Here is a 16809-nt window from a genome sequence, read left to right as displayed (position 1 = left end):
GAGTACTTTAAAAAAACTCTGCTAAACTCCCTTTACCTCCGTTCAACTCCGCGATACAACTCTTTTTAAAACTCATTTTCCCTGCAAAGCCGCCAACTGGTTGGCTTCAAAATTCGGGTCGGATGCTGAAAGTCCCTTCTCATACACCAGAATAGCCTTTTGCTGCAACAACGACTTCTGCAAGTCCGGCACCGACAGGTCATGCACCGACTGCGATTTCTGGACGCACAGGGCGGCAGCGGTTCCGGCGGCTTGCCCGAGGGCCATCCAGCACGGTTCCATCCGGAGCGTCGAAAAACCGATGTGCGTAGCCGAAGCCGGAACCGGCGCCAGCAGGTTTTCCAAAGGCGAATCCGGCACAATGACCCGGAACGGAACCGTATACACCGCCGAGGGATAGCTGATAAAACCGTCCAGGTGAATTTTGCCCGCTTCCCGTTTCCGAACCGCGTGCGAGTCGAGGGCGTAATGGCTTGCCGTGATGCTGTCGGCATGAAGCGGAGGTCGGCCGCCCGGTTTGACCGGCTGCGCGTCCTGGGCCTTGAAGATGTATTTCCCCTTCATCCGGCGGCCTTCCCGAACATACAACTGCCGGGGAAAATTTCCGTTATCGGTGTATTCATCTTTAGCCCAGCCCCATTGTGCGCACTCCTTCCGAAACCACTCGGGCAATTCGGGGTCGTTCTGGGCGAAGTAAAAAAGTCCTTCGGTATATTCCCGCAACCGTTGGGCAAACCGGTCGCGCCACTCCCAGCCCGAGGTCGGATACGGCCAGTTTTCTTCCGGCAAATCGGTGGAAATAAAAGCGTGGTGCTGGTTATTCCCGTCATTTTTCCCGTTCGGCAACTTGACCATATTCGTCAGCCAGGCGATGCCTTTCGGCATACCGGGAACGTCCGGCGACATGCCCGCTTTCGTCTTGCGCTGAATTTCAGCCTTCTGGGCATCGGTCAGTTTCGTCATGGCGACGCCTGTATACGTACCGGTTCTAACATCATTGATCAGCGAGGCATATTCTTCGCGGTTATAACGCGCCGGTTTCTGGATTTTGACCCGAATTTTCGGATCGTTAGTCACGCACAGGCGGTAATTGTACGACTGGACGGCATTGTCGCCCTGAAACGTCGAACCTTCGCCTTCCGGCCCGGCCCAGTATTTATACACCCGACCGGCTCCCACTTCGTTGTATTCCGATTTGCCTTCCCGGCCCAGAAAAAACGGAACGCCCGCAGCCGCAATCAGGTCACCTTCGTAGGTCGCGTCGATAAAAAACCGCCCCTGATAGGTTTCCGTTTTTTTCGTCGTTCGGTTGATGACGCGAATGCCCCGAATGCGGTTTTTCTCGATCGTCAGGTTTTCGGGTTCAAAATCGAACTGCCGCAGGGTCAACATCGTCGCATTCGGACTGTCTTTCAAAAAGCCATCGAAGATTTTGGCGGCTACCGACGGCTCGAAATGGTAGCCATTGGCACAGTCGGTGGCCTGCTGCGAATCCGCCCCGTATTTTTCGACGTAATAGGCCTTGATGCGCTGAACAAACTCCAGGAACAAACCGCCCGTGGCTCCGCGGGTGGCGATGTCGGTGGCACCAAGTCCGTTGGCGGGCAAACCGCCGATGTAGGCCGTCCGCTCCAGAATCAACGATTTTTTACCCATCCGGGAAGCCGAAACGGCGGCCATAATCCCGCCGGGCGTGGCCCCAACAATGATCAGATCATACTCAGTCTCCGCCAGCGGAGCGGTTGTGCTGGCGTAAGGTTCGGGGAGTCCGGCGGTGAGAGCTAAACCGCTCAGGCCGGAAACTTTCAGAAAGTGGCGTCGGGTTGCAGGCATTGGGTATAATTAGTGAAAATTCTACTTCTCATTTTGCCCCTCAATCCCCTAAAGGGGACTTTTGGCATCCAGATTAAGCTGTGTACAAGTCCCCTTTAGGGGATTGAGGGGCAAAATGAGAAGTATTAATAACCAGCGTTTTGAGTCAGTACTTTGTTCGTAACGGTTTCGATGTACGGAATCGGCCACAGGTAATCGCGGTTCGGATTAAAAATCCGGAGTTCGACCACCCGCATGTCGGCTTTGTTAGGCACATTGCTGTAATCCGGCGTTCCGTTGGCGTCGATCGCTGGGGCTGTCGCCAGCAACCCTTTCGGAATGCGGCCCAGGAAATTCCCGTTCATCAGCTTTTCAGCGATTTTCCAGCGACGGATGTCAAATAAACGAAAGCCTTCATTGGCCAATTCATACTTCCGTTCCTTGCGAATAATGGAGCGAAGTTCGGCCTGCGTTTTGCCCGTTTTGATGGCCGGCATGTTGACCCGCTGCCGCACGGCATTGATGGCGTCGTAAACCGATTGGTCGATCTGGTTGGCTTCAATTTTAGCTTCCGCGTAAATCAGTAACACTTCGGCATAGCGGATCAGGATGATGTTGAGTTCCGAATTGCTCCGGTCGTCTTTGTCCGTCAGGTCGGTATATTTCCGCCAGCAGTAGCCGGTATACGTCGCAAAGGCGTGAATGGCGTCCTGGTTGTCAACCCGCGCGCCCGTGGCATAATTGATCGTTTTGACGCTGTCTTTGTGGGTTTCAAACTTGAAATTGAAGTAGTTGGAACCTGGTACGGCCACCGTGAAATCCAGGCGCGGGTCGCGGTTTTTGAACGGATCTTTCGGGTTATACAAGGGCGATTTATCAATCGACAGTCCATCCGTGCATTCGTACGAATCCACCAGCATTTGCCCCGGCACCTTGTTGGAAGCGCCCTGCGCGTTGCGCGACAGAAAATTCTGCGGGGTGCTGTGTGTCAGCGTTCCTTTCAGGTATTGCAACGAGAACATAATTTCACTGGAATTCTGGCCTTTATACGAAAACAACTCCCCGAAATTTGGATGCAATTTATTGATATTCAAATCCATGACGGCTTTGGCAGCGGTGGCCGCAACGTCCCATTTCTCGTTGTATAAGGCTGTCCGGGCTTTGGTAGCCAGAGCCGCCTGCCGGGTGGCCCGACCGGTATTTCTGGCATCGTAGCTGGTTGGCAACGCCTTGGCCGCTTCGTCCAGTTCGTTCATGACAAAGGTGGCGCATTCGTCTTTGGTGCCTTTCGGAACCTGTGCATCGGCCAGACCCAGCGTTTTGGTCACCAGCGGAACCCCGCCAAACAATTCGATCAGATAACCGTATTGGTAAGCGCGGATGAAACGGGCTTCGGCCTGGTAGCGGGCATACAGCGTCGCATCCATTTTGCCGTCCAGCTTGTTCATGTTGTCCAGGATAAAATTACAGCGGCCAATAATTTTGTAGGACTCATTCCAGACCGACCGCACGAAACCGTTGTTGCTGTCGTGGCTTCCTTTGCCGATTTGCTGCATGGCACTGTTGTTCCGGTCCCAGTTGATATCGGTGCAAACATCCAGCAAAAGCTGGGTCGGCATCCCGTCGCTGGGGTGAAAATTCATGCCTTTGTAGCAGCCGTTGACGGCCAGTTCCAGTTCGCTGGCGTTGGCAAAATACGACTGGTCGGCGGGGCCTTCCAGCGGAAAGCGTTCCAGGTAATCCTCGCAGGAGGTGGTACTCAGGATCAGGCAGACGGACAAAAACCAGTAGTGTATCTTTTTCATTCGAGTGAGGTTCGTTAAAACATTGGTAACAAGGGCCTTTGCCCCCAACCCCCTAAAGGGGACTTTTAAAACTGGCAGAGCAAAATCCCCTTTAGGGGGTTGGGGGCAAAGTTTTTAGAAGCTAACATCAAGTCCGAAGCTGACCATTTTGACCTGCGGATAGCTGCGGCCCGAACCAACCGGCGATTCGACATCGTAGCCGTCCCAGAACTTGTCCCAGGTTAGCAGATTCTGGCCGTTGGCAAAAACCCGCACGTTGTTGATGCCCGCGCGCTGGGTCAGGTTTGTCGGCAGCGTGTAGCCAATCTGAATGTTTTTCAGACGCATATAAGCGGCATTCCGCATCCAGAAGCTGGAGTTCTTTTCGTTGTTGGCTTCGCTGAACGCCAGCCGGGGGAAAGTAGCATTGGGCGTTTCCGGGGTCCAGTGGTCTTTATGCTGCTCCTGCACGGTTCCGCCCAGAAAGAACGGCATGATTCCCTGCTCATTCAGATAGCCGTCAGCTTTACCAACGCCCTGAAGAACAATGTTTAAGCTAAACCCTTTGTAATACGCGTTCAGCGTGCTGCCGTAGGTGAAGCGGGGAATGGTGTTTCCAAAAACCACGTTATCGTCGTTGTTAATGAGACCATCGCCGTTCTGATCCTTGTATTTGATATCACCCGGTTTGATCACCCCGAATTGCTGGGCGTGGGCGGCCACTTCGTCGGCCGTCTGGAAAAACCCTTCCGACTCCAGACCGAAGAGCGAATTGATCGGGTAGCCTTCCCGGTTGGCAGTCAGGCCCGTCAGGTTGACACCCCGCATGTCGATCACCTTGTTTTTAACATCCGATATATTGAATCCGACATCGTAGCGAAAATTCCGGACGGCTCCTTTGTAATTGATGCCGAGTTCCCAGCCTTTGTTTTCAACCACGCCAGCATTTTGTGAAGGTTTTCCCAAGCCGATGATGGCCGGAATATCCAGTTCCAACAGAATATCTTTGGTACGTTTCGAAAAATAATCAGCGGTGATCGACAGGTTGGAAAACAGCGTCATGTCCAGACCAATATCCGTCATTTCGGTGGTTTCCCAGGAAATATCCGCGTTCGCCAGCGTGTTGAGGGCTACGACGTTGACAATCTGTTTATTGAAGGTGTAAGGGCCGAATTGCAGCGACGACATAAACGGATAGTTGCCAATAAGTTGGTTACCCAGTTGTCCCCACGAAGCCCTTAGTTTCAGTTCGTTGACCACGTTGGAAATCGGCAGCATGAACGGTTCCTGTGAAATCCGCCAGCCGCCCGATACCGAAGGGAAAAAACCGTATTTACGCCCCGTCGCAAACCGGGAAGATCCGTCGTAGCGGGCATTGGCCTCCAGCAGATACTTCTGTTTGTAATCGTAGTTGATTCGTCCGAAAACAGATTGCAACGCCCATTCCGAGGCTCCTCCCGAAGCCCGTTGGATGTCCGAGGCTCCGGCGTTCAGCACCTGATAATCGGGCAATAGAAAGCCCTCCCGGTAAGCCGATACATTGTCGTTGCGAAAATCTTCCCGGGAAAAACCGGCTAAAATTTTCAGTCCGTGGTCGCCGTACGCTTTATCAAACGTCAACGTTCCGCGCAGGGTTGTATACATCGACCGGCTGTTGCCCTCAGTCAGCGTGCTTCGGGCCGGTGCCAGAAAGCTCAATGCACCATTGGGTTTATACGCCTGAATGGCTTTGTTGAAATTCTTGTCGATCGACAAGGCATACTTGGGCGCATAGGCGATTTCAGCCGTCAAAAACGAGGTGGGTTTATAGACCAGGGCCGCATTCAGAAAAGCGTACGGGCTGTTGTTCTTCCGGGTTCCGCCATCGCGCGACATCGCAATCGGGTTGTCGCCGTTCCAGCCGTCGCCCCAGGTTCCGTTGGAGTTAATCCCAATCTGATTGGCCGGAATCCGGTTCATCCAGTGGAATACTTCCTCGGAACCCCGGCCCGGTTCGAGGGTCGTGGCTGCCACGAGTTGGAGATCGACCCGCGCGCTGAATTTTTTAGAAAGCTGAATATCAGCGTTGTTCCGGAGTGTGTAGCGTCTGAACGTCGAATTCTCGATGACGCCTTTCTGGTCAAAGTAGCCCACCGACGTCAGAAAGCGGATTTTATCACTCCCGCCGTTGATGCTCACAAAGTGACTCTGTTGCAGGCCGGAACCCGTTAACACTTCTTTCTGCCAGTCCGTATCGGGATACAAATCGCGGTTGGAAGCCCCTTCCGTACGGTATTTCTGGATTAAATCGTCGGAATACAGCGGGGAACGGCCCACGTTCACATATGCTTCGTTGGTGAGCAGCATGTGGTCGATGGCGTTGGCCATTTTGGGCAAATTCGTGGGCGTTTGCCAGCCGATGTAGTTGTTGTAGTTGACCGAAATCCGGTTTCCTTTGGCCCGTTTGGTGGTGATCAAAATGACACCGTTGGCCGCCCGCGACCCATAAATGGAGGACGAAGCCGCATCTTTCAGGACCGAAACCGTCTCGATCAGGTTGGGATCGATGCTGTTCATAGAACCTTCAATGCCGTCGATGAGCACCAGCGGGTCCGAATTTCCCAACGTTCCAACCCCACGAATCCGGATGGAACCGCCATCGGCACCCGGTCGGCCGGAGCGTTGCGTCACCGTTACGCCCGGCATCATGCCCTGCAAAGCGGCTGAGGTCTGGCCCACGGGGCGTCGCACCAGTTCTTCGTTCGAGATGGACGATACGGCCCCCGTCAGGTTTACTTTCTTCTGCGTGCCGTAACCCACCACGACCACTTCCGAGAGCGACTTCGTATCGTTTTCCAGTTTAACGCCCACCGTAGAGCGGTTTCCGACGGTCACTTCCTGAGAGATGTAGCCGACAAAGCTGAAGACCAATACCGCCTTTTCGTCGGGAACATTCACCTGATAGAATCCTTTGCTGTCGGTGGTCGTACCGCGGGTCGTGCCTTTCAACACCACGCTGACGCCCGGCAATCCCGCCCCGGATTCGTCGATAACCGTGCCACTGATGCTGAGGTCGGCCACAACGGGCTGGTGGTTGGCGACGGATTCGGTCGCATTGCCATCGGTGCGCTCGTCGACTGGCGTGGCAGCGGGCGAAGAAGCTTCCGACTCTGTTTCAGGGGTTCGGTTCGACAGGTCGTTTTTCGTTTTCCGCTCTTCGGTGATCACAAACGTATCTTTCCGGATTTTCTTCACCCGCAAACCCGTATTTTTCAGCAAATTATGCAGATTTTTCTCGACGGAAACATTCAGATTGACGGGTTCGGAAGGCACATTTTTCCCGGCCATGATCCGGTCTTCAAACACAATTTCAACGCGGTAATGGCGCTGCAAATCGAGCAAAATGTTTTTAAGTTGCGTTTGCGTGCTTCGGCTGGCGGAGCGTTGCAGGTGTTGGGCAGACGCCAGTGTCTGGCAAAAACCGGTAACCGGATAGCCGATCAATAGCACCGCTAGCAGACCCAGGTGGTGTACAGTTTTCTTCATTTGATCTGAAATAATAAGGAATAGGGATAATCAGTTGTTTTTTAACAGGAGACCCGTGCCGGTTTTCTCGGTTTTGATTTCGAGGGTCTCGGTCAGGACGTCGAGCAGTTCATCGGCATTATCGGCGTGGTAATTCCCGGAAATGGTCCGTTGCGCCAGCGAGTCGTCGACAATTTCCACTTTCAGGCCAAATTTTTCGCGGAGCAGGTAGCAAACCTCCCAAACGGACGTTTCCTTGAAGGTCAGGCCGGTTTTGCCCCGGGCTTCGGCCGGCGGAACCGCCGGAAGCTGGCGCAGATGGAGATTGCCCTGGTGGCTGAGCGTCAGCAAATCGCCCGGTTTCATCGTCAACTGGTGTTTATCGGCACCCTGGCTGTAATCGACCCGGATCTTTCCCCGGCCCAGCGCCACATTCGTGCTTTGCTTCCGGGCATAAACCGTGAATTCGGTACCCAGCACTTCAATCTGAAACTGGTCGGACGTTTTGACCACAAACCGCTGATGATCGGGTTTGTGCGTCACCGAAAACCGGCCCTCGCCCGTCAAAAGCACCTCCCGGATGTTCGTGTAAAAGCCAAACCGGGGCACCTGCAAGGATGAATTGGATTTCAGTACCACGCCGGTTCCGTCTTCCAGCCGAAGGGTTTTCGTTTCCCCGTAGGCCGTATAGTGTGTCTGATAAAACAGTTTATTCCGCAGTGGAATGAGCAGCGCCAGCAAAACCGTGGCCGCCACCAGATACGGTTTCCAGCCGCCCCAAAAGAAGAGCGGTTTGCGAACAGGCATCGGCTCTTCGTCTGCTTCCAGCCTTTCGGTCTGGTCCAGCCGCTGAACCATTTTTTCAAAGGCCGCTTCCTGATCCGGCACAAATTGCAGGGAGCGCATCTCCCATTCGAGCAGCCATTCGTGAAATGTTGGGGTGTTGGCCGGGTTTTTCAGCCATTCCTCCACGGTTTGACGCTCGATCGGGGTTGCCTGTCCGGCCAGATAGGTAAACAGGGTATGTTTCGATACCGAATGATTCATGTTTGTGGCATTTGAACGAGAGACTTGAAAAGCTACTTTTCCCCTTAGTTCAGCAGAAAAATAGATTGATGAGGCAGATGAGCACCGCCCATTCTTCCCGCAGGGTCTGGCGCAGGTGTTTGAGGGCTTTGGAAATATGCACCTCGACGGTTCGGGGGGAAATCTGCAATTCGGTGGCGATCTCTTCGTACTTTTTATTCTCGAACCGGCTCAGCAGAAACACCCGCCGACACTGCGCGGGCAACTGGCTGATGGCGTCATTGACGGCCAGAAACAGGTTGTTGAAGTGGACTTCCGAATCGGGTTGCGGCTGATTCCCCGTCAGGTGGTTTTCGGTGGTCGCGTCGATGGAATCGGTTTTGCCAAACTCTTTGCGCAGGTGCGTATAGGCTTCGTTCCGAACCGCCGTGAACAAGTAGCTGATGAAGGACGAGTGTACTTTCCGGTACGCTTCCGTGCGGTAGAACTGGTAGAACACCTCACTCACCAGGTCTTCCGCCAGTTGCCGGGAGTAGACGAACCGGACGGCATGGCTACAGAGCGGGGTATAATAGTGCCGAAACAGCAGTTCAAACCCTTTCCGCGGTTCCTGTTCAAAGGCTTTCCGCAAAAAAAGCTCGGAATCATACACCGTCGTCACCGGTTTTTCTCCGGCGATGGAAGGCGTAGGGCGGTTTTCGGGCGATATAGAAGGATTCAACAGGGTAAAGGTAGCCATTAGCGCAGATCTCTAAAACGAATTAAAGACTTTATTGCACTATTTTACCCTTAGTGGTTTTTGAAAAAAGTTGACTTTTTTTTGACCGCTGATCGAGATGAGTCAGGTGCTGGTCGCGATTTGCAATCGCGACCAGCACCGTTGTTTTCTTTTGACCGCTAGTCAATTCAGTTATGTTTTTCAGCAATTCAGTCACCGGTTTCGCCTTTTGAGTCACCCGGTTTTTGGGTACTGCCGCGTGCGTGCCTTGCTTTGCACCCATTCTGGGAGACAGAATAGCAAAACAACAAAAACTACTGAACCATGAAAATGCGTTTTCTCGCGCTGCTGGCGCTGGTACTCCTTTCGGTTGCCTGTAAAAAAGGTGGCAATGAATCCGTTGATCCGACCGATCATTCATCCGGCGACGGAAGCGGCCAAAATCCGAATTCCGGTAATCCGCCCCCGGCAACCGGTAAAATACCGGCAGAACTCGTCGGCAAATGGTCGTATGGAACGTTTTCGCCGACCAATTTCTGGGATTACAATGGCAAATACACCGGCAACGCCTATGAGCAGGCCCTGGTGTTCGAATTTCACGCGAATGGTACTTACGAAGAGTACATCGTCAACTCCACCACAAGCTACAATTGCCGGACAGAAGCCTACACGTTTTTTAAAGGAACCGTTAAGGTTAATGAGGCAAACCGCTCCTTTGTGATTACGCCCACCAGCGGCAATTACCGGGGCTTTTACGGCTGCGCACCCAAGAGCAACATCAACCGCGATGCTCGTAAGGAAGAACTGAAGCAGGAAACCATGAATTACCAGGTCGAAAGTGGCAAAACCGCCCTCAAACTCTCGGATGCTGAAAATCCGCAGGGCGTGCGACTGAAAGCCGTTACGTGGTGAGTTAACCGACATCAAAATAGATCGGCTGGATGGCTTTTTGAAGGCAATCAGTCGATCTGTTGCTTCGTTTTCGACTGATTTTCCAGCAGAATCACCCCGGCTTTCGACTGCCGCCAGCGGTCTAGCAACGCCTTCGGCGTGGGCGTCACCCGGAAGGCAAACGACCCCAGCAGAAGGTCTTCGTCGCCATCCTGATCGACGTCGGCGGCATCCATCGTCAGCCACGCGCCCTGATCCGCATCGGGAAATGATTTCGGCCGAAACCGGTTGTTGCCCCGGTTTTCCAGAAACACAAAGTTCTCCAGCCGTTTGCGCGACACATCCGGGAAGAACGCAATGGCCGCAACATCCAGATCACCGTCACCGTCGAAGTCGCGGGCGAGGGCTTTCGTGGCCCCGTGCAGGGGATAAAACCAGACCTGCCGGAATTTAAAATTGCCGTCGTTGCGGAACAGCCGGACGCCGTGATACCGCTTCAGCGTGTTGGAATAATCTGCATTATCGCCGTTGGTATACAGCAGATCCATGTCTCCATCCTTATCAAAATCAACCACATCCAAATAACTGGACCCGAATACCGGCGGAAAACGCAGCACGGTTTTTTTCCAGAATCGCCCCCCGCCTTCGTTGTTGAAGACGGCTACCTGTTCGTCGCTCTGCGACAGTAAAACGACAATATCCGCCTTGCCATCGCCGTTCATGTCGGTCACCACGGTTCGGATTGCGCCCGGCACCGGTTCCAGAACGTGTTCGGTATAAGTCGATCCGGTATTTTCAAACCAAGTGAGCTGCCCGGTATAAAACCCGAACTGACTCACGAGAATATCTTCTTTTCCGTCGCCGTTCAGATCGGCATACGTGGCATCGACCGGGCGTTGCAGCCGTTTCAACAAGACAGTCCGATCAATCTTTTGCGTCGCCGGGTTGCGGTCGATGTGCAGCAGTTCGCCATTGACAAGGTCATTGGGGTCCATCGTTCCCATCGCCAGCACATCGAGACTGCCGTCGGGCCGGGTGCGCAGGCTGGAAGGGGGCGAAAACGTCACCACTGAATCGACTTTTTGCAGGGTGTTGTCCAGAAAATACAGCCTCCCGCGCCGACTCCCCACCGCAATGCGCCGACTCACCGGCTGGTAGGCCAGCAGGGTTACCAGATTATCGACGGGCTGGGCGGGTTTGCGGATTTTGAAAAGTGGCAAATCGTACGAAATTGCGGGGCGAGGGGCTTGTGGCAACGGTTTTTCCGGCGCGTTTTTTACGTAATAGTCGGTAATTTTCTGCCAATCGTCGGGATGCACCATCGGCGCGTTGGCAAAGGCTGTCGATTGCAGCACCCGCTGTATTTCGTCGGGATCGCTCAACTGCCGAAACGGCGAGAGGGAATCGGCCGAAAAGCCCATCCGAAGCGCCATTTGCGGCAACACTTTTCGTTTCCAGATGTCTTTTTCCAGCAACTCCGGTGATGGAAAAGCGTGGCAGCCTGTGCAGGACTGCCGGGCTAGTTCCTCTCCGCTTAAGCTTGACGGTTCGGTTGGCGTGGTCGACCTGGGGCTTTGATTACACGCCACTACCCAAAACACAAAAAACAAATAGACGAAAAACGAAATTGATCTATTGAAAGACATCGTATGATAAAAAACAGAACAAACTTATCACAAAACCGCCTGTTTTTCAACTGGTGGCAGACCGCCGTTTGACCTTTTCCGAAATCGCTATTACTTTTTCCCATTTCTTTGCACCGCATTAGCCGCCCTTTACTTCTATGATGAATTGCATTCTCGGCGTCGACATCGGCACGACTAACGTTAAGGCACTCGCTTTTCAGCCGGAAACCGGCGATATTGTTGCCCACGCTTCCGCCCCCCTGACAACGCTCCACCCCCAACCCGGTTATGCGGAACAGGACCCGGAGGAAGTCTGGACGAACCTGATCGACGTGCTGGACGAAGTTTGCCGGGAAGTGAAGCAGCAAAACGGACGCATCGAAGCCGTTGGATTCAGTTCGGCCATGCACAGCAGCATTGGGGTCGACGACGCCGGAAAACCACTCACCAACGCCATCTTATGGTCTGACAACCGGGCCGAAAAGCAGGCGGCCTCCCTGCGCCACGAACAGACCGCTCTCGGCAAAGACATTTATGAGCGAACCGGCACGCCCCTGCACCCGATGATTCCGCTCTGCAAACTGGCCTGGTTTCGCGAACACAATCTGCGGCTGCTGCGCCGGGCCACGGGCTGGATTTCAATCAAGGAATACATTTGGCACAAGCTGACGGGAAAGTACCAGATCGATTATTCGATTGCCACGGCCACCGGTTTGTTCGACAGCCAGCGGAAGGAATGGTATGCGCCTGCGCTCGAATTTGCCGGTATTCGGATCGAACAATTGTCGGAACCGGTGCCCACCACCTACGCCGGCAAGCTCACGAACTCCACCCTCCCCAACTCCGTTACTGATGGCCTGGCGGAAGCATCTCTGCACATCGGGGCGTCGGACGGCTGTCTGGCAAACCTGGGAGCCGGGGCCATTGAATCCGGGATTACCACCATCACCATTGGCACAAGTGGAGCCATCCGCCGGACGGTTCAACGGCCACTGCGCGATGAAAAAGGGCGGTTATTCAGTTATATCCTGAATGTCAGCGATCCGACGGATAAAAATTACTACGTGGTCGGCGGCCCAACCAACAACGGGGCCAATGTCCTGCAATGGGTTTCCGAAAAACTGACGCAAACCGAAACCACCGATGTTCTGGCCGAAGCCGCCACCGTGGAAGCCGGTTCCGACGATCTGCTGTTTTTGCCTTATTTACAGGGTGAGCGCGCTCCGCTTTGGGACGCGGGCGTGCGGGGTTCTTACCTGAATGTCGACTGGCACCACGGACGGGCGCATTTTGTGCGGGCCGCGCTGGAAGGCGTGTTGTTCAATTTGCTCCGCATCGAGCGCATTTTATCACGGCATACGGGCCCCACGAGAGTAATTCACGCCAACGGCGGTTTTGCCCAGTCCGCGTTCTGGGTGCAAATGATGGCCGATATTTTTGGCGTTCCGGTTCGGCTCAACGAGAGCAACGAAAGTGGCGCCATTGGCGCTATCTTGCTGACAATGAAAGCTACCGGGCGGGTTTCGTCGCTGGCCGAAGCCACCCGCCACGTCGGCTTCGGCCAGACGTTCGAGCCGGATGCCGAACGTCACCGGCGGTATCAGGCGGTGTACAAACGGTTTGAACAGGCCTTGCCTTAAAACCACCCGGTGGCTCCACAATCAGTCCATCATAAACTGCTTTTGATACGCGTCGATTACCTGTTCACGCGTCCGTTTCAACCGCATCTTGACGGCGCTGTGATTAATATTATACTGCCGGGCAATTTCAGTAACGTCAATATTATCCACGTATTTGAGTTGCAGCAACGCCATTCGGTCCGGCGAAATTTTTTCCATCACCACCGCCATTTGACTCAGCATGGCATGGGCGGTATCACTGCCTTCCGAATCGGGAATGTTGTCGATATCAACTTCATCCATGGCCACCACCACCATGCGGTTTGCCACCCGGCTTTTTTGACGGCAATAATTTTGTGAAATGGAAAACAGCCAGGTCGAAAAAGCGGAACGTCCCTGGAACTGATCAATCTTGATGAAAACCTGAAGAAAAATGTCGTGCGTATAATCTTCCGCCTTGACCGGATCGCGGGTAAATGTCAGACAGCTACCATACACTTTATGCACATAGCGTTTGTACAAAGTCTCCAAACAATCCGCCCGGCGGGTGTTCAGATACGAACCGATGAGTTCTTCGTCTTTCAATACACGTTTCATAAGACAGAGAAAATTAATATTCAATAATGAACTGTTACGTTTAGGTCCGACAGAAACAGGTCCTCCCAATCCGGCAACTCCGGGAATGGCGTTGATTTTAGACTCAAAAATCAACAGTGATGTTACTGATTTTACATGATTGTTAAATACAATTACCCCGCCAGCCGGGCCTTGTGGCGGGGATAACACTATGAACGTATAGATTAACGTTATAAACCGAATCCTGCAGAGTATAAATACTTATATTTGGGCTTATCAACTTGCTGTAAAGCATTTCTAGACCCAATATTGAGTACTCTCGTCACTAAATAGTGGTCGAATAGGACTTTTCAGGGCATGAATGTTCCTCAAAGTACAATGAGTAAAACTTCCCTGTGAATATCCGGTGGGTTGTTTGCTCAAAAAACTTGTTTACTTATATTTACTATCACATCGTTACCCAGTAACAAAAGTCCTCTACTCACCATAGCTCAATTCCATGAAATATCGTCAATGTCTGATTGTAGACGATTCCGATTCGGCGGTAGCCATCCTGCAGGAGTATCTGGCACGGCTCCCCTTTTTTATGCCTCCCCAGGTCAGCGGAACCGTACGGGATGCAACATGTCTGCTCCAACAGCAGCATTTTGACCTTATCTTGCTGGATATTAGCCTTCCAGACCAAACAGGACTGGATTTGTTACGCTCGTTTTCCAAACCCCTGTCGGTGATTGTTACCACCGCTAATCCCGATTTTGCCGTTGAGAGCTATGACCTCGATGTGGCGGATTACCTGCTCAAGCCCTTTTCTTTCAACCGGTTTATCCGGGCCGTCAACCGCGCCCTGGGGGTTCAACTGGCCCAAAACAGCCTGACAGAGGATCGTTTCATCTTTTTAAAAGTAGGCCACGCCATGCAACGATTCGATTACGACGCCATTGAGTACATACAAGCCTTTGGCACCTACTGCAAGGTGTTTATCAATCAGAAAGTGGTGGTGGTGAACGAAATAATTTCCAATCTGGAAAATCTGCTTCCCCGACACAAATTTCTCCGGATTCACAAATCCTACTTATTAAATTTATCCAAAATCAACAGCTACAATTATCGGACAATCTTTGTGGGTACGGCCAAGATTCCGCTGGGTGCTTCCTACCGGGATAAGTTCGAAGGTTTCCTGAATCTGCTCGATAAAAAATCAGAACCGTAAAATCAACGGATTTGCTAACTTGCGCGACCGTTTTACCTCCCAATTTATGTTTGTTGAAGCCATTGAGCGGGTCGACCCTTTTGTACGTCCTATTTTATCGATTGTCCGGCGGTATGGCAGCAGCGAAGTGATTCCGGCCTGTTCAACCATGTTTTTCGTCAATGAGCAAGCCTGCGCCGTCACCTGCAAGCACGTGGCCGAACAACTGATCAGTTCGGATACGATCCACCAAAACTACATCCAGTTTCAGGGCGAACGCCGTTCCATCCCGCGGGACAAAAACCAGACCCGGCGGCTGGAAGACCTGGAAAATAAATACAACTTGCGCCGGGAAAGCATCATCCGGATCAAAAACCAGTTTGTCAACTCGGTCGATCAGTTTTCGGAAATCACCTACCACCTCCACCCCACGCAGGACCTGGCCGTTATTCAGTTTAAAGGATACAGTCAGATTAAGTACAACGCCTGTGCGGTTTTTCTGCGCGATAGCACTAAAATCAAGCAGGGCCGGAGCCTGTGCCGCCTGGGGTATCCCTTCCCGGAATTTACCAATTACCGGTTCAACCCGGACCTCGACGACATCGAGTGGACCGCCGACGGACGCAGCAACACCCCGCGTTTTCCCATCGACGGCATCGTGACCCGGCTGCGGGCCGAAAACGGCGAAATCGTCGGCATTGAAATGAGCACACCCGGTTTGCGGGGACAAAGCGGTGGCCCGCTTTTCGATACCAGCGGCATTATCTACGGTATGCAAAGTTCCACGCGCCACCTCCACCTCGGTTTCGACATTGAAGACCGGGATGTGATTGTGAACGGCCGCCAGACCCGCGTGTCCAATTACCCGTTTCTGAACGTTGGCCAGTGTGTTCACGTTGACATCATCAAGAAGTTCCTGCGAGATTTGAGAATTAAATACTATGAAGAATAACGCCCCCAAAGACCGGTCCATAGGCACAAAGTCGAAACCACTCACGGCGTATTCGCTGGAGACGCAAACGGAAGCGGCCATCGACCTGTTGAAACGGCTCATTGCAACCCCCTCGCTCAGCCGGGAGGAAGACCGTACGGCGGCTCTCATCGAACAGTTTTTCCGCCAGCGTAGCATTCCCTACAAGCGGACCAAAAATAACGTCTGGACCCACAACCGGTTTTTCGATCCTGCCAAACCAACGTTGTTACTCAATTCACACCACGACACCGTCAAACCGAATGCGTCGTGGACGCTCGATCCCTTTCAGCCCATCGAACGCGAAGGCAAACTCTACGGTTTGGGTAGCAACGACGCCGGGGGCTGTCTGGTGTCGCTCATCGCCACCTTTTGCCATTTTTACGACAAAAAAGACCTGGCCTATAACATCGTGATGGCGGCCACGGCCGAAGAGGAAATATCCGGTCGCGAAGGGCTGGAGATGATTCTGCCCGAATTGCCGCCCATCGATTTTGCCATTGTGGGCGAACCCACGCAGATGCACCTGGCTATTGCCGAAAAAGGGTTGCTGGTGCTGGACTGTACGGCCAAAGGCAAATCTGGCCATGCCGCCCGCGACGAAGGCGACAACGCCATTTATTACGCCATCAAAGACATCGCATGGCTGACCAGTAATCCGTTTCCGAAAGTGTCGCCGACGCTGGGGCCGGTCAAATTGTCGGTGACGATCATCAACGCGGGCTCGCAGCACAACGTCGTTCCCGACACCTGCACGTTTACGGTCGATGTGCGCGCTACGGAACAATATACGCTGGAAGAAATTATCGAGACGATTCGCAAAAACATCCGCTCGACGGTTCAGCCGCGTTCGATTCGACTCAAACCGTCGAGCATTCCGCTGGACCACCCGATTGTGCAGGCCGGTATGGCCCTGAACCGCGAGACCTACGGCTCGCCGACCACTTCTGACCAGGCTTTGCTCGATTGCCCGTCGCTGAAATGCGGTCCCGGCCACTCCGAGCGGTCGCACACCGCCGACGAATTTATTTATTTGCGGGAAATTGAACAGGGAATTGAGTTATATATCCGAATGTTAGAACAAATCCTGTAAAT

13 protein-coding genes are annotated in these 16809 nt (G+C 53.1%); 5 read left to right on the top strand and 8 right to left on the bottom strand.

What is annotated here, in order from left to right:
- Positions 1–72: 72 nt before the first annotated feature.
- The 6 genes from DUE52_RS16965 to DUE52_RS16940 all read right to left on the bottom strand — a co-directional run bounded on the left by DUE52_RS16965 (position 73) and on the right by DUE52_RS16940 (position 9127).
- Positions 73–1833: an FAD-dependent oxidoreductase gene (locus tag DUE52_RS16965; protein ID WP_114407212.1), complete on the bottom strand. Its 1761-nt coding sequence runs from the start codon at positions 1831–1833 to the stop codon at positions 73–75.
- Positions 1834–1958: 125 nt separating this feature from the next.
- Positions 1959–3617: a RagB/SusD family nutrient uptake outer membrane protein gene (locus tag DUE52_RS16960; protein WP_114407211.1), complete on the bottom strand. Its 1659-nt coding sequence runs from the start codon at positions 3615–3617 to the stop codon at positions 1959–1961.
- A gap of 114 nt (positions 3618–3731) precedes the next feature.
- Positions 3732–7121 (bottom strand): SusC/RagA family TonB-linked outer membrane protein, encoded by a 3390-nt coding sequence (locus DUE52_RS16955; RefSeq protein WP_114407210.1) that lies wholly within the window; start codon positions 7119–7121, stop codon positions 3732–3734.
- Positions 7122–7151: 30 nt separating this feature from the next.
- Entirely contained in the window at positions 7152–8147 is a 996-nt protein-coding gene (locus tag DUE52_RS16950; protein ID WP_114407209.1) for a FecR family protein, read from the bottom strand.
- A gap of 49 nt (positions 8148–8196) precedes the next feature.
- Entirely contained in the window at positions 8197–8865 is a 669-nt protein-coding gene (locus DUE52_RS16945) for an RNA polymerase sigma-70 factor (RefSeq protein WP_229312200.1), read from the bottom strand.
- 31 nt (positions 8866–8896) lie between these two features.
- A complete protein-coding gene (locus DUE52_RS16940) occupies positions 8897–9127 on the bottom strand; it encodes a hypothetical protein (RefSeq protein ID WP_114407208.1) in 231 nt (76 codons plus the stop codon).
- Between the two features lie 41 nt (positions 9128–9168).
- Here DUE52_RS16940 and DUE52_RS16935 point away from each other — a divergent pair, with 41 nt between their 5' ends.
- On the top strand, positions 9169–9756 hold the full coding sequence (locus DUE52_RS16935; protein WP_114407207.1) for a hypothetical protein: 588 nt from the start codon (positions 9169–9171) through the stop codon (positions 9754–9756).
- A 47-nt stretch (positions 9757–9803) separates the two neighbouring features.
- Here the strand turns inward: DUE52_RS16935 and DUE52_RS16930 are convergent, their stop codons facing one another.
- The gene (locus DUE52_RS16930) at positions 9804–11381 is read right to left on the bottom strand and encodes an FG-GAP repeat domain-containing protein (protein WP_114407206.1); all 1578 of its coding nucleotides are present in this window, start codon (positions 11379–11381) and stop codon (positions 9804–9806) included.
- 140 nt (positions 11382–11521) lie between these two features.
- Between DUE52_RS16930 and DUE52_RS16925 the strand changes: the two genes are divergently transcribed.
- The gene (locus tag DUE52_RS16925) at positions 11522–13000 is read left to right on the top strand and encodes a gluconokinase (RefSeq protein ID WP_114407278.1); all 1479 of its coding nucleotides are present in this window, start codon (positions 11522–11524) and stop codon (positions 12998–13000) included.
- 21 nt (positions 13001–13021) lie between these two features.
- Here the strand turns inward: DUE52_RS16925 and DUE52_RS16920 are convergent, their stop codons facing one another.
- On the bottom strand, positions 13022–13576 hold the full coding sequence (locus DUE52_RS16920; RefSeq protein ID WP_114407205.1) for an RNA polymerase sigma factor: 555 nt from the start codon (positions 13574–13576) through the stop codon (positions 13022–13024).
- 478 nt (positions 13577–14054) lie between these two features.
- Between DUE52_RS16920 and DUE52_RS16915 the strand changes: the two genes are divergently transcribed.
- Genes DUE52_RS16915 through DUE52_RS16905 form a run of 3 tightly spaced genes read left to right on the top strand, consistent with a single transcriptional unit; the run spans position 14055 to position 16807 of the window.
- A complete protein-coding gene (locus tag DUE52_RS16915) occupies positions 14055–14765 on the top strand; it encodes a LytR/AlgR family response regulator transcription factor (RefSeq protein ID WP_114407204.1) in 711 nt (236 codons plus the stop codon).
- Positions 14766–14811: 46 nt separating this feature from the next.
- Entirely contained in the window at positions 14812–15696 is an 885-nt protein-coding gene (locus DUE52_RS16910; protein ID WP_114407277.1) for a trypsin-like peptidase domain-containing protein, read from the top strand.
- A complete protein-coding gene (locus DUE52_RS16905) occupies positions 15686–16807 on the top strand; it encodes a M20 family metallo-hydrolase (RefSeq protein WP_114407203.1) in 1122 nt (373 codons plus the stop codon). The genes DUE52_RS16910 and DUE52_RS16905 overlap by 11 nt, the downstream gene beginning before the upstream one ends.
- The last annotated feature ends 2 nt before the right edge of the window (positions 16808–16809 follow it).

This window comes from Larkinella punicea (genome assembly GCF_003334855.1).
GTDB lineage: Bacteria > Bacteroidota > Bacteroidia > Cytophagales > Spirosomataceae > Larkinella > Larkinella punicea.
The sequence above is the reverse complement of the archived record's forward strand: the minus strand, read 5'-3'. Positions and strand labels throughout refer to the sequence as shown.

Coding starts and splice junctions, on each gene's coding strand:
- DUE52_RS16960 (WP_114407211.1), bottom strand. CDS start 3,617: ATGAAAAAGATACACTACTGGTTTTTGTCCGTCTGCCTGATCCTGAGT.
- DUE52_RS16950 (WP_114407209.1), bottom strand. CDS start 8,147: ATGAATCATTCGGTATCGAAACATACCCTGTTTACCTATCTGGCCGGA.
- DUE52_RS16915 (WP_114407204.1), top strand. CDS start 14,055: ATGAAATATCGTCAATGTCTGATTGTAGACGATTCCGATTCGGCGGTA.
- DUE52_RS16910 (WP_114407277.1), top strand. CDS start 14,812: ATGTTTGTTGAAGCCATTGAGCGGGTCGACCCTTTTGTACGTCCTATT.
- DUE52_RS16905 (WP_114407203.1), top strand. CDS start 15,686: ATGAAGAATAACGCCCCCAAAGACCGGTCCATAGGCACAAAGTCGAAA.
- DUE52_RS16925 (WP_114407278.1), top strand. CDS start 11,522: ATGAATTGCATTCTCGGCGTCGACATCGGCACGACTAACGTTAAGGCA.
- DUE52_RS16940 (WP_114407208.1), bottom strand. CDS start 9,127: ATGGGTGCAAAGCAAGGCACGCACGCGGCAGTACCCAAAAACCGGGTG.
- DUE52_RS16955 (WP_114407210.1), bottom strand. CDS start 7,121: ATGAAGAAAACTGTACACCACCTGGGTCTGCTAGCGGTGCTATTGATC.
- DUE52_RS16965 (WP_114407212.1), bottom strand. CDS start 1,833: ATGCCTGCAACCCGACGCCACTTTCTGAAAGTTTCCGGCCTGAGCGGT.
- DUE52_RS16930 (WP_114407206.1), bottom strand. CDS start 11,381: ATGTCTTTCAATAGATCAATTTCGTTTTTCGTCTATTTGTTTTTTGTG.
- DUE52_RS16920 (WP_114407205.1), bottom strand. CDS start 13,576: ATGAAACGTGTATTGAAAGACGAAGAACTCATCGGTTCGTATCTGAAC.
- DUE52_RS16945 (WP_229312200.1), bottom strand. CDS start 8,865: ATGGCTACCTTTACCCTGTTGAATCCTTCTATATCGCCCGAAAACCGC.
- DUE52_RS16935 (WP_114407207.1), top strand. CDS start 9,169: ATGAAAATGCGTTTTCTCGCGCTGCTGGCGCTGGTACTCCTTTCGGTT.